The organism is Ruminococcus sp. YRD2003, assembly GCA_900109435.1.
GTDB lineage: Bacteria > Bacillota > Clostridia > Oscillospirales > Ruminococcaceae > Ruminococcus > Ruminococcus flavefaciens_G.
Genome location: FNZT01000008.1, coordinates 44,055 through 58,048, shown reverse-complemented (window position 1 = coordinate 58,048; position 13,994 = coordinate 44,055). Strand labels below are relative to the sequence as shown.

Annotated in this window: 9 protein-coding genes; 1 reads left to right on the top strand and 8 read right to left on the bottom strand. The window is 53.9% G+C overall.

Features of this window, described 5'->3' with window-relative positions:
- Positions 1–462: 462 nt before the first annotated feature.
- The 8 genes from rlmD to BMX22_RS07435 form a co-directional block, all read right to left on the bottom strand.
- Entirely contained in the window at positions 463–1,821 is a 1,359-nt protein-coding gene (gene rlmD / locus BMX22_RS07470; protein ID WP_074741853.1) for a 23S rRNA (uracil(1939)-C(5))-methyltransferase RlmD, read from the bottom strand.
- Positions 1,785–3,257, bottom strand: coding sequence for a coproporphyrinogen dehydrogenase HemZ (hemZ, locus tag BMX22_RS07465; protein WP_318259708.1), 1,473 nt, complete (start codon positions 3,255–3,257; stop codon positions 1,785–1,787). Before hemZ ends, rlmD begins: the two co-directional genes overlap by 37 nt.
- A gap of 4 nt (positions 3,258–3,261) precedes the next feature.
- On the bottom strand, positions 3,262–3,879 hold the full coding sequence (locus tag BMX22_RS07460; RefSeq protein WP_074741852.1) for an MBL fold metallo-hydrolase: 618 nt from the start codon (positions 3,877–3,879) through the stop codon (positions 3,262–3,264).
- Between the two features lie 12 nt (positions 3,880–3,891).
- Entirely contained in the window at positions 3,892–6,189 is a 2,298-nt protein-coding gene (locus tag BMX22_RS07455) for a RelA/SpoT family protein (protein WP_081349128.1), read from the bottom strand.
- Positions 6,186–8,243 carry a single-stranded-DNA-specific exonuclease RecJ gene (gene recJ / locus BMX22_RS07450; protein ID WP_074741851.1) on the bottom strand — a complete coding sequence of 686 codons (2,058 nt, stop codon included), beginning with the start codon at positions 8,241–8,243 and terminating at the stop codon, positions 6,186–6,188. The genes BMX22_RS07455 and recJ overlap by 4 nt, the downstream gene beginning before the upstream one ends.
- Positions 8,244–8,472: 229 nt before the next feature.
- Positions 8,473–9,171 carry an RNA polymerase sporulation sigma factor SigE gene (gene sigE / locus BMX22_RS07445; protein ID WP_074741850.1) on the bottom strand — a complete coding sequence of 233 codons (699 nt, stop codon included), beginning with the start codon at positions 9,169–9,171 and terminating at the stop codon, positions 8,473–8,475.
- Positions 9,172–9,184: 13 nt separating this feature from the next.
- Positions 9,185–9,967, bottom strand: a complete 783-nt coding sequence (locus BMX22_RS07440; protein ID WP_074741849.1) for a sigma-E processing peptidase SpoIIGA — start codon at positions 9,965–9,967, stop codon at positions 9,185–9,187.
- Between the two features lie 499 nt (positions 9,968–10,466).
- Complete coding sequence (locus BMX22_RS07435; protein ID WP_074741848.1) at positions 10,467–12,194, bottom strand: DEAD/DEAH box helicase; 1,728 nt, start codon at positions 12,192–12,194, stop codon at positions 10,467–10,469.
- Positions 12,195–12,450: 256 nt separating this feature from the next.
- On the opposite strand from BMX22_RS07435, the gene BMX22_RS07430 reads away from it, so the two are divergent.
- Complete coding sequence (locus tag BMX22_RS07430; RefSeq protein WP_074741847.1) at positions 12,451–13,731, top strand: O-acetylhomoserine aminocarboxypropyltransferase/cysteine synthase family protein; 1,281 nt, start codon at positions 12,451–12,453, stop codon at positions 13,729–13,731.
- The last annotated feature ends 263 nt before the right edge of the window (positions 13,732–13,994 follow it).

Here is a 13,994-nt window from a genome sequence, read left to right as displayed (position 1 = left end):
TAACATACGCACTCAAAATAAGCATGAGATAGTCGAGCAGAGTATCTGCATTGATGGGGATATTCGTGATGTACTGAATAAGCTAGTGTAAGATAAAATCCACCACATCATTGGATAACTAATATCCTTTGATGTGGTGGATTATTTTGTAATGGTTTCTATGACAACATTTCTAAGCACTCAACCCTACCTCTCAATCGCAATTTTTGATTAGCGTGATTTTTCTCTATTTTTCGGACTTTTTAACGAGTGACAGCATTTCTACACACTTAAAAGTTACAAACAGCAGTTTTAAGCACAAAAAATCGAGTGCTTAAAAAGACTGTTTATATCGCGAGTGCGCCGAAATGCTGTCTGTATCTCTTTAGGTGATATTACGTGTTCCCGCATACAGAAAATGAGTGCTTATTTTGGTTGTTTACTGAACTGTAAAATGCCAATTATCCGCGATAAATCGGCGTTTTAGGATTTCTGCCTTGACATCAAAACTACGCACTCAACGTGTCTCGTAGCAGGGAAGAGGTCAGCACCGCATACACGCTCCGCCGTGTAGCCGCGGGAGCAGAGAAACTTCGCATCGCGCGCGGCAGTAGAGGGATTGCAGGAGATCATGACGACCTTCTCGGGAGCGGCATCAACGATGTGCGCGAGGGTCTCTTCGGAGCAGCCCTTGCGCGGCGGGTCAACGACGATGATATCGGGAGCACAGCCTCTCTCGCGGAGCTCACCGAACACCTTTCCCGCATCTCCGCAGTAGAACTCGGCGTTGGCGACAGAGTTATTCTCGGCGTTGCGCTTAGCGTTCTCGACCGCCTCTGGGACGATCTCGACGCCGACGACACGCCGCGCCCTGTGCGCCATAGACAGCCCAATCGTGCCCGCGCCGCAGTAGAGGTCGGCAATGATTTCGGAGCCTGTCGGAGCGGCATAATCGAGAGCCTTGGCGTAGAGCCTCTCAGCCTGAGCGGTGTTGACCTGATAGAACGAAAGCGGCGAAATTTCGACCTTATTGCCGCACATCACATCGGTAATGGTATCGGAGCCGAAGAGTGTCAGGCACTTCTCGCCGAGTATGACATTGGTGTGTGCGGGGTTGATGTTGAGTATGACACTTTTGACGTCGGTGAATTTCTCGGCGAGCACCCGACACAGCGGAGCGAGCTGCCGCGAGATATCCTTCCGCGCTACGAGACAGACCATGATCTCGCCCGAGTGCGCCCCTCTGCGGAGATAGATATGGCGCATTATGCCTGTGCCTGATTTCTCGTTGTATACAGCTATTTTTCGGGAATTTATGTAGTCCAGCACAGCCGCAGCGATCTCGGAGAAGGCAACAGGCTGGAGCGGGCAATCTTCTATAGGGACGACCCTGTGGCTGCGCGGAGCATAGAATCCGCAGACAGCCTTCCCGTCGATGACTGCGAGTGGATACTGAGCCTTATTGCGGTAGCGGTCGGTATCCTCGGCAGCGAGGAAGGGGTCAAACTGCGGTGAAAGACCGCCGATGCGCCCGAAAGCGTCGCGGACAACGGCATCTTTAGCGCGGCATTCGGCGTCATAGCTGATGTGCCTGTATACGCAGCCGCCGCATTTTTTATACGCACCGCACGGCCGCACACATCGGTCGGGGGAGGGAGTGACGAGCCTGTCCACGATACCGAAGGCATAGCTGCTCAGCACCTTTACGACTTTGATCTCGGCGACGTCACCGACAGCGGTTTCGGGCACGAAAACAGCCATTTCCTCGATTCGGCAGACGCCGCTTCCCTCGGAGGTGAGCCCCGTTATCTCGGCGGTATAGACTTTATTTTTCTCAGGCATTCCGTGACCTCCGTTTTCTTTTTCATGAGCTCATCAAAGCGGCTGATGTACTCATACGGGAACTTGTAATTATGTATCCGACTGATTTTTCCGTCGGGGTAGACGAGCTTGGTCGAGGCAGCGCAGCCCGCGCCGAGGATAGTCTGTGTCTCGTCCATGATGAAGATATTGTACCAGCTCTCGAAGCCTTTTTTCGCGTAGCCCACGTTCTCGAGGTTATCGACGGTGTTTTTCTGTCTGTACATATAGTACGGCAGATAACCGCAGGAAATGAGCTTTTCGACGCTGTAATCCACCATTTCCGAAGCGGGATTCTTTATGTTCGCGGAGCTCTTTTCAAAGAGGTCTGCGGAGCGTTTGAGCGTGAGCGTGTGAACGGTGATGCTCTCGGGGGAAAGCTCGCAGATGCGGTCGAGGGTATAGCGGAAGCTCTCGGCTGACTCCGTCGGCAGCCCTGCGATGAGGTCGGTGTTGATGTTGTCGAAGCCGAGTTTCCGTGCGAGCTCGAAAGCACGGATCGCGTCCTCACCCGAATGCTGACGTCCGATGACGCGGAGCACATTGTCGTTGAGGGTCTGCGGGTTTACTGAAATACGCGACGCACCGAGCTCTTTTATCACGCGAAGCTTGTCCTCGGTAATGGTATCGGGACGTCCCGCCTCAACGCTGTATTCGCGGATACTGCCAAGGTCGAAATTACGTTCAACGGCTTCCATGACGGCGCGCAGCTCGTCGGCAGAGATAGAAGTCGGAGTACCGCCGCCGAAGTAAATGGTGTCGATCTTCGTGCCCGTATCGCGGACGATATCTCCCACGATGGCGAGCTCTCGGCAAAGCGCGTCAATGTATTCGGGCATGAGCTTGCGTGCGGAGTCCATACTGTGCGAGACGAACGAGCAATAGCTGCATCTTGTCGGACAGAAGGGGATAGACACGTAGAGGCTCGCGGCGGAGCGGTCGATCTTTTCGAGTATGGGCAGCTGATTCACAGCCGTAGCGTAGGCGAGCTCGAACTTATCTGGCAGGAGCTCGAAGCGCTCGGTGAGCTCGGCGCGTATCTGTTCCTTGCTGAGACCGCGCTCTATCAGCTCCGTGACCTTTTTCACGGGGCGTATCCCCGTCATGATGCCCCACGGCGGGCGAATGCCTGTGAGGTCGGTGAGTGTGTGCGCGAGCGAGCGGCAGAGCTCGTGCTCGAGCTTATCGGGAGCAGCCTCCCCCTCGGAGACAACGCTCTCGCCCCCGAGACACACCTCGACCCTGAACTTGCCGTTTCCGCACACTTCGGCGACTACGTACCTCCCGCCGCCTATCCTGCTTCTGTCCGAGCAGAAGTCAAAGCGTGCGGTGTTGAAGAAGAGTTTCAGCGTAGCCTCTATCTCATATTTAAAAGAATTGCCGATCAGCACGATCGGCATTTTAGAATCGTTATTCATAATATCATCTCATAAAAGGATTGTTTAGTCTCTCGTAATCGAGAGTAGTGGTCTCGCCGTGTCCGGGGCAGACCTTATAGTCGCCGTCGAGCTCCCTGAGCAGCTTCATCGAGTTCTGCATACAGTGAGCGTCGCCGCCGGGGAAATCGGTGCGTCCGACCGAGCAGCAGAACAGCGTATCGCCCGAGAACATCACATCCCCCGTGATATAGCAGACGCTCCCGTGGGTATGCCCGGGGGTATGCAGCACGCGGAACGAGCAGTCGCCGTCGTTGATATAGCAGTCTCCGCGGACAGCAGTGTAGTCCGTCACAGCTTTGAACGGCATAATGGACATTGACGAATGCAGTGACGCCGACGAGCTTGTCAGCATAGGGGCATCGCTCTCGTGGACGTATATCTCGGCGCCAGTAGCGGCTCTTACCTCTTCGGCGCCGCCCATGTGGTCGAAGTGACCGTGCGTGAGGAGTATCTTAGTGAGGCGCAGCTTCTGCATACGCATATATTCGAGCAGTATGCGCGGACTTCCGCCTATATCTATCGCAACGCATCTCGCAGGAGCAGTCTCCACGAGATAGCAGTTCGAGTTCAGCTCACCGAGCTGAAAAGTTTTGATTCTCATAACAGGCTCCTATCATATGGAAGAGCGGTCGACGGAGATGACACCGCTTATTCTTCTTATCTTGTCGAAGAGATTTTTGAGCTGTTCGGTGCTTGAAATGACGATAGTGGATTCAAACAGGGCGTTGCCGTTTTTGAGCACACGCGACGACGAATGGACTATCGGAATCCTTGCCTCCATGAGCACAGCTGAGATATCGTACACGAGCCCGACTCTGTCGGTCGCCACGACTTCAAAGCTTGTCTGGAGCTGGGTATTGCTGTTCTCCGACCACACGATATCGTACCAGCGGTTCATTTCCTCGGGGTCATTGCGCTGCTTGGCGGCGAGGTAGTTGCTGCATTTTGTAGTATGAACGGAGAGCCCGTAACCGCGCGTAACGAACCCGACTATCTCGTCTCCTGGGAGCGGGTTGCAGCACTGAGCGAACTTGACCGCCATATCGGTTATCTGGTCGAGGACGATACTGCTTCTGCCTCCGTTCGGCTTAATGCGGACGAGGTTGTTGTTTTCGGGTTCGGGCTGGTCGCCGAAGAGCTTGTTATACCTGTCCTTTAGGCGAGGTATCATCTTTTCGAGCGTGACACCGCCATAGCCTATCGAGGCGAAGAAATCGTCGAGCGTCTCGCAGTTATGGCGCTTGAAGTCGTCCTGCAGGAACTCGCCGAGCTTGTCCTCTGGCACACGGATATGGTAGCGTTTGAACGTGCGTTCGAGCTCCGCCTTGCCCTCGACGATATTCTCCTCACGGCGTTCCTTCTTGAACCACGAGCGTATCTTTGCGCGGGCGTCGTTGGTCTGGACGATATTGAGCCATGCTCTGTTCGGACCCTTATCGGGGTCCTTGGTAGTGATTATCTCGCATATCTGACCTGTCTGCAACTCATAATCGAGCGGGACGATCTTGCCGTCCACCTTGGCACCGATAGTCTTGTGACCTATCTCGGTGTGGATGCGGTAAGCGAAGTCGATGACGGTCGAGCCCATCGGCAGGTCAATCGACATACCCTTTGGGGTCATAACGACGATGTCTTCGGGGGCGAGGTCTGTCTTGATGATGCGGACGATCTCCTCAACGTCATCGGAGGTCTGCTGCGCCTCAATGACCTGTCTTACCCACGCGAGCCTGCTCTCCATTTTATCCTTGCCGCGAATGCCCTCCTTGTACTTCCAGTGGGCAGCGATACCGTATTCGGCAGTTTCGTGCATATCCCACGTGCGTATCTGCACCTCGAACGGGATGCCTTCCTTGCCGAGAACGGTCGTGTGCAGCGACTGATACATATTAGCCTTAGGCGTGGAGATATAATCCTTGAAGCGGTTGGGCAGGGGGCGGAACATATCGTGTATGAGACCGAGCACGTTATAGCACTCGGCGATAGTCGTGACGATAATTCTTACGGCATACTTGTCGTATATCTCGTCGATATCCTTGTGGTTGAGGAATATTTTCTTGTAAATGCTGTAGATGCTCTTGACGCGTCCCTCTATCATGGGGGGCTCTGCGAAGTCCTCCTGTTTGAAGCGGCGAGCGATACGCTCCTTTATAGTGACGATGAACTCCTCGCGCTCCTCCTTTTTGGTCTCGAGGATATGGTCTATCTCGGAGTAGGCGAACGGGTCAAGGAAGCGGAAGGACAAGTCCTCGAGCTCTTCTTGTATCGCACGGATACCGAGCCTGTGAGCGATAGGGGCATAGATGTTCATAGTCTCGAGCGCAGTAGCCCTCTGCTTTTCAATGGGACGGTATTTGAGCGTCCTCATATTGTGGAGGCGGTCGGCGAGCTTGATTATCATAACGCGGATATCCTGTGACATAGCGAGGAGTATCTTACGTATATTTTCAGCCTGCTGTTCTTCTTTGGTGTTGGTGGGTATCTTGCTCAGCTTAGTGACGCCGTCGACGAGCATAGCCACATCCTGACCGAATCTCTTTTTGAGGTCGTCGAGGGTCGCGGGCGTATCCTCCACAACGTCGTGGAGGAGCGCCGCGCAGATAGTATCGGTGTCCATACCGAGTTCAAGCAGTATATACGCAACAGCGAGCGGGTGGATGATATAGTCCTGCCCAGAAGAGCGCTTCTGTCCCTCATGAGCCTTAGCCGCGAACTCATAAGCGGAGATTATCTTGCTCATGTCATACTGCTTGTCGTCCTTGAGTATCTTCTGGATTATCTTCTCAATGGTGAAGTTATCGTCGTAGTCGGGGATAGCGTCAATGACCTCCCTTGCCGAATCGGAATCGGCAGTCGACGGGATAGGGACTGCCAAGTCCTTATGCTGTTCGTTGTTCTTGATGTCGCCTATCATTTTTCTCCTCCTCTGACTTTGCTTTTGAGCCCGTCAAGAATTTCCCTTAGTCTGACGAGTACGGGCGCCGAATCGAGCTGCGCCTTCTTTTCGACCTTTATCCTGCTTATCACCGAGCCTGCGGGCGATATCCGCACGAGCCCGAGCTCCCGCAGAGCCTCCGCAGCGACGCAGAAGCAGCAGTAGTTGAGCTTAGTATCCGCGAGCCTTAGATACAGCGTATCCATAGGTATCCCCGCATCGGGGACAGCCTTGTATATCTTCGTGAACACCTCGCGTGAGGGGTACATCCACGGGTAGTGATTATCGGGGAGCCTCTCCCCGCGGGTGAATGCCTCGAAAGAGCCGAGCGCGTTGAAGTATCTGCTCTGCTCGAAACCGTGAACGCGGATATCGCTCACGAAAATGCTTACCGAGACATTTCCCTTATATTCGTTAGTACCGAGCGTTACTATCATATCGCAGACATCGCCCTCTTTCACAGTGAGCTCCTGGGGGTTTTTTCTGAAGATGAGGGCGTCGGCGGTGGTGTAGCCGAACTTTATCTTGAGTTTGGAGTGTACCCCGCCCGATAGCGGCACGATAGCGGTGACGGTGACATTTTCCATATAGAAGAGCGGCTTTTCGTTGCCCATTCCGAACGGTTCGAGCACGGAAAGCCCCTCGATATTCTGCACAGTGAGTTCCTGCGGAGTGACGGGAGCGTCCGCGTGGAGTTCTGCGGGAGGCATAGTCGGGAAATTATCAGCCGCGAACTGTTCTATCAGTCTGCGGAACTCCTCCGTCTGTCCCTGTTTTACGGTGAATCCGCCCGCACCTGGGTGACCGCCGAATTTTTCAAGCACATCGGACGCTGCGGTAAGAGCGCCGAAAACGGAGAATTCACCGAAAGACCTTGCCGAGCCGCGCACCTCGCCGTCCTCCTCGGAGGCGATGAAAGTGGGTTTGCCGAACTGCTCCATAATGCGCGAGGCGACGATACCGATAACGCCGTGATGCCAGCCCTTGCCGCAAATGAAAATGGTACGCCCCCGCACGAGAGCGGGTTCCCGCTCTATCATCGAGTATATGTCCGCGACGATGTCATTTTCAGCTTGTTTGCGTTCGGAGTTGAGTCTGTCGAGTTCAGCAGCGAGCTCTGCTGCGCGTTCCCCGTCTTCGCAGAGGAAGAGTTCGAGCGCAGTTTTGGGCGAGCCGAACCGACCCGCAGCGTTTATCCTCGGAGCGAGCCCGAAGCCGATAGAATGGGCATCGCAGTGCTTGTCCGCGAGTCCGCTGACCTCTTTCAGCGCGATGAGGGCAGGGCGGTCGGAGTTGTCGATGAGCTCCATACCGTAAGTGACGATGAAGCGGTTCTCACCCGTAAGGCTGACAATGTCTGCGACTGTAGCGATAGCCGCGAGGTCGCCGAACTGTTCGAGAGCCATGGTGTAGTCTCCGCCGTCGAGAGCAGCCACGAGCTTGAGTGCGATAACAGCACCGCACGCAAATTTGAAAGGGGAGAAGCAGTCGTGCCTGTGCGGGTCTACGACAGCCTCGGCACGCGGGAGAGCGTCGCCCTGCTGGTGGTGGTCGGTGACTATCAGCCTCATACCCGAAGCGTATATGTACTCAGCCTCGGGAATGGCGGAAATACCGTTATCGACGGTGACGATGAGGTCCACGCCGTCGTCGGAGAGCTTATCTATTGCATTTTTATTCAGACCATATCCCTCGGAGCGTTCGGGAATGTAGTAAGAGACATCAGCTCCCGCCTCTGTGAGGTAGGAGAAGAGTATAGCGGTCGCCATAACGCCGTCGCAGTCGTAGTCCCCGTAGACGCAGATGCGCAGTCCCTCGTCTATCGCGGAATTAATGGCATCCGCAGCCTCCTTCATATCCTTGATGAGAAAAGGGTCGGAGAGCGAGTCTGTATTGAGGCTGTCAGCGACGTGCTCGGGGGAGGAATACCCCTTAGAAACGAGAGCCGCGGCAGTGAGCGAGCTGACACCGCAGCCGAGCATGAGCTTGGATACGAGCTCTCTCTGCGGCACGCTGATACTCCATTTTTTCATAAAAAAGTGCTCCTTTAACATATAGCTATACATGATATATTATACCATTTGGATAGGCTGATTTCAATAGCGCGCGGAAAAATCGTCATATTATCCGAAAAGGTGGAAAATTATTTGACAGCCTTTTCCACAGCAAAAGGACGTCCATCGGGCGTCCGTATTTATACGCCAAAAGTTCGGAAAACGAACGAAAGGGGCGGACACACTGGTCCGCCCCTGCAAAATGCGTTTAACAAATACTTTCGAGCTTGACGCGGAGCTTCTTGATTATCCGCTTTTCGAGGCGGGATATATACGACTGTGAGATGCCAATGGTATCCGCGACCTCTTTCTGGGTCATTTCCTTGCCGTTGATGAGCCCGAACCTCATCTCCATTATCTCGCGTTCGCGGTCGCATAGCTCCGACACAGCGCCGCGCAGTATCTCACGTTCAGCCTCGGTCTCGATGCCCTTGTTGACGATATCGTCGTCGGTGCCGAGAACGTCCGACAGCAGGAGCTCATTGCCGTCGTAGTCGACGTTGAGGGGCTCGTCGATAGAGAGGTCATTGCGGTACTGCGAGGACTTCCGCAGGAACATCAGTATCTCATTTTCGATACAGCGCGATGCATAGGTCGCGAACTTGATATTCTTCTCGGGATTGAAGGTATTGACCGCCTTTATCAGCCCTATAGTACCTATGGACACGAGGTCCTCGATGCCGATGCCCGTAGATTCAAACTTTTTCGCTATATAGACGACGAGCCTGAGATTATGTACTATCAGTTTTTTTCTGGCAGCAGGGTCGCACGCGGACAGTCCCGCGAACACCGCCTCCTCCTCGTCGCGAGTCAGGGGCGGCGGGAGCGTATCGGGACCGTTCACGTAGAACACCTCCCCGCGTCTGAGCCTTTTCAGCCTGTTTACAAGTCTTTTCACGATATTCATGATCATACTCCTTTCAGTATTTCATAATCTTCGGATTAAATATAGCCTTGCCGCCTGTTTCGCCGAGCCCTATCATCACATCAACGCTCTTGTGCTCACCCGTAGCGGAGTTGACGACGACGACTTCATCGGGGCGGAAGACGGGCATGAGCCCGCTGTCGGACACAGTCGCGCAGGGGATGAGCCTCATACGTGCCGTGACCTCGCCGAAGTCCTCGCGCGCGCATATCATTACAGGTCTGCCCGTGAAGCAGTCGACGAGAGCGTTGCCCGTGTCGGCGAGCCCGTCCAGCCCGATAGTGCGGCTTCCTGTGCGTATCAGCACACGGCTCGTGAGAGGGCGCTCCCTGTCTGTGAGGTGCCGCAGGATGCTGACAGCTCCGTAGAGTGCGGCTGTCGTTATCAGCAGCAGAAGTAGCGAAAAATCTATGTAGAAGAAGGAGTTCGCGAAGTGTAACGAACTGGGCTTGAACCACGAATACACGGCGTAGACGGCACCTGCGAGCACGAAGTTCGCACACAGGAAGGCGACGGTGTTCTTGACAGTCCGAACAGGCGAGCGCACACCGAAAGCGACCATGGTAATAGTCACAGCCGCCGCGAGCTTTACCGCGAAAGTGAGAGCAGCAGGCAGACTCGGAACAAGAATGAGCAGCGAGAAGAGGCTGCCGTAGAAAGAAGCCGCAATGCAGCGAAGGAGCTTCAGCGGCGAGTGGGTGAGTACAGCGGAGATACGCAGCAGGAAGTAGTTGACGTAAACGTTGAGGATAATGAGCACGTCCAGATAAATCGTCACTTTTACCACCTCCTGTTAATATTATAATGCAGAGAGGCTGCAAAATATGTCGCTTCAAGGCGACAAAAAAACAGGCTCCCTAAGGACTGTATTCATACAGAAGCAATACGGATATTAATTGAGGGAAACCCTTTTGAAAAAGGGTTCTTCCTCAAACTCCCTTCCTAAAACCTTAAATTTAAATTTTGCCCCTATGGGGTACTCTCCTGATATGAAAAGAGTAAGTCTTTCTTTTCAATGAGAGTACCCCATAGGGGCAAAATTTGGACTAAAAGTCTTTGGAAAGGGGCTCGGGGGAGAACCTTTCTTCAGAAAGGTTTCCCCCGATAAATGTCCCGTAATGCTTCCGTATAGGTACAGTCCTTTAAGGGAGCCTGTTATCTTATATCCAGCCGAAGAACGGCATAAGCACCGCACCGAGGATCATAATACCTGCGAGGACGAGTATCAGTATCCTCATCCACATTTTCTTTTTAGGCTGATTCATACATATCACCTCTTAATGACGTTTTTTAGTTCTGTGTCGGCGATCTGGGATATAGTCGCCGAAGATATCGGTTTTCTTTTTCTTACCGTGGTCGGAGCGCCGCCTGTCGCCGCCGCGCTTGTCTGCGGACAGCCTGTGCGGGCGTTCTTTTGAAGCACCGCCCTTGTAGAGTTTTACTTCTACGGGGTGACCGTTTATCTTCATTGGATTGGTGCTGTCGATTATGTAGTCGAACTCAGCCTCGGGTACTTCGACGGTGGTATGGGTGTCGTAGATGTCGATTTTCCCGAAGTCCTGACCCGACATACCCGTCGCGTCGACGAGAGCGCCGAGGATGAAATTCGGAGCAATGCGCTTGTTGCGACCGATATTGAGGTCTATCTTAACAGTTTTGGCGCCGCTTCTGCTGCCTTTTTTGAGGGGCTTTGGGATATCGAATTCGGGGAGCCCCGCGAGTTCGGTTTTAAGCCGCGAGCTTATGAGTCTTGCGGCGGCTTCTCTGCCGTCGATGCCCTTAGCCGCGAGGGCGTCGAGGATATCATAAGCGCCTGAGTCGGGACGCTCGTCGATAGCGGCTATCTCGAGCGCGAGAGCCTCCTTCTTCATGTCGGCGATGTAGGACTTATCGGGGAGCGGCAGCTCCGAAATATCCGCCTTTGTGTAGCGGGCGATATCCTTCAGGTCGTGGAGCTGTCTCCTGCCCGTGATGAGGGTGTAGGCCTTGCCCGCGAGCCCCGCACGCCCTGTACGTCCTATGCGGTGGATATAGTATTCGTTATCCTGCGGCAGGTCATAGTTAAAGACCATGTCGATGCCGCTGACGTCTATACCTCGCGCGGCGACGTCGGTGGCAACGAGAACGGCAGTAGTGCGGTTCTTGAAGCTGTTCATGACCTGAGTACGCTGAGCCTGCTTCATATCACCGTGTAGCCCAGCGGCGCGGAAACCGCCCTTAGCGAGTTCCTCGGTGAGCTCATCGACCATGCGCTTGGTGTTGCAGAACACCATTGCCGAGTCGGGAGAATAAGCCGCGAGCAGGAGCTTGAGCGCATCGGTCTTGCGTCCCATAGCCACTTGAAAGTAGAACTGTTCGATGAGCTCGACAGTTTTCTGCGCGGACTTTATCTTGATATGGACGGGGTCGCGCTGATATTTTTCGGTGATAGAGAGTATCTCTGGGGGCATGGTAGCGGAGAAGAGAACAGTCTGTCTGTCCTCGGGCACATCGGAGAGAATCGACTCGATATCCTCGCGGAAGCCCATATTGAGCATCTCGTCGGCCTCGTCGAGGATAACGGTGCGGAGGTTTTCGAGTTTGAGAGTACGTCTGCGGATATGGTCCATAACGCGTCCCGGAGTACCGATGACGATGTTGGCGCCGCGTTTGAGCTCGATGATCTGACGCTCCATGCTTGCGCCTCCGTAGACAGCGCACGCCTTCACAGAGCGCTTGAACTGGGCGAATTTGCGAATCTCCTCGCAGGCCTGCATAGCGAGCTCGCGCGTCGGGCAGAGTATCAGCACAGCGACAGAGCGTCGCTCGTCCTCGGTGATGCTTTCGACGGCGGGGATACCGAAGGCAGCAGTTTTGCCCGTACCCGTATTTGAGCGGCCGACAACATCGCGTCCCTGCAACAGGAGTGGGATACTCTGAGCCTGTATTTCGGTCATTTCCGAGAATCCGAGCTTATCGACGGCTCGCAGGAGCTCCTCGGAGAGGTTAAGTTCATTGAATTGCATATTATATCCTTTCCTTCATCACATTACATTATATATTAGCACAAAAAAGAGCATTCGTCAAGGGTCGGAAGAGGGGAGTGGGCGAACGCGGAAGTCAGAGCGGAACGGCAACCGATATAGGCAAATCCTATAACTTGGTATAGAAAAAGTGTTGCCAAGTTATAGACTTAACCTATTGACAAAGTAGGAAATATGTGTTATAGTATATATAACCTACAGGAACGGTAGACAATAACCTTTGAAAGGAAGTAATGATATGAGCAATTACAGATTTGAAACTTTACAGGTACACGCAGGTCAGGAGCAGCCCGACCCCGCCACTGACGCACGTGCTGTCCCGATATACGCGACAACGTCCTACGTATTCAAGGACTCCGATACCGCGGCGGGCAGATTCGGGCTTACAGTTCCGGGCAACATCTATACCCGCCTCATGAACCCGACATCAAGCGTATTCGAGGAGCGTATCGCAGCACTTGAAGGCGGTGCGGGAGCACTCGCAACGGCATCGGGCTCGGCAGCCATCACCTACGCGATACAGAATATCGCCACAGCAGGCGACCACATCGTAGCCTCCACTAACGTATACGGCGGCACATACAATCTTCTCGCGCATACATTAAAGGAGCAGGGGCTCACCACCGACTTTGTAGACCCGTCCGACCCTGCAAACTTCGAGAAGGCGATAAAGCCCAACACCAAGCTCCTCTACGCAGAGACGCTCGGCAACCCCAACTCCAACGTCCTTGACATTGAGGCGGTAGCGGAGATAGCCCACAAGCACGGCATCCCGCTCATCGTGGACAACACCTTTGCAACGCCGTTCCTGCTTCGTCCTCTCGAGCACGGCGCTGACGTAGTTGTACACTCCGCGACCAAGTTCATCGGCGGACACGGCACGGTAATGGGCGGCGTCATCATCGACGGCGGCAAGTTCGACTGGGCGCAGAACGACAAATTCCCCGGACTTTCCAAGCCCAACCCGTCCTATCACGGAGTAGTATTCACAGAGGCTTGCGGCAATCTCGCATACATTCTGAAAATTCGCACAACCCTCATGAGAGATCAGGGCGCGGCGATATCTCCGTTCAACTCCTTCCTGCTCTTGCAGGGACTTGAAACGCTCTCTCTCCGTCTCGAGCGCCATACAGAGAACGCACTGAAGGTGGTTGAATTCCTGAAAAACCACCCCGACGTAGAGAAGGTCAACCACCCCTCGCTCGCGACAGGCAGGGCAAAGGAGCTCTACGACCGCTACTTCCCGAACGGAGCAGCTTCCATATTCACGTTTGAGATAAAGGGCGATGCTGAAAGGGCAAAGAAGTTCACCGAGAGCCTCAAGCTCTTCTCGCTTCTTGCCAACGTAGCGGACGTAAAATCGCTCGTTATCCACCCCGCATCGACCACTCACTCGCAGATGACAGAGGACGAGTTACTGTTCTCGGGCATCAAGCCGACAACAGTAAGACTTTCCATCGGCACAGAGCACATCGACGATATAATCGCCGACCTCAAGCAGGGCTTTGATGCAGTCTGAGAGCACGCATAGCTTGTAGGGGCGAGTTCCGCTCACCCGCCAATGACAGTATAGACCCGCAGAATAACGTATTTGTTACACGGGCGCACGGATAAGCAGCACACCAAATCTTTGATTTGGATTGTGATGTTATATGCAGCTTTGCTGTAATGAGCCCCTACATATTGCGATTTACCGTTGATTCGTCGGTTATGGGCGGAACGCCGAGGGCGGCGTTCCCTACACATTGCGTTCAACGTCAATTGTAGGGGATTGCGGACGCC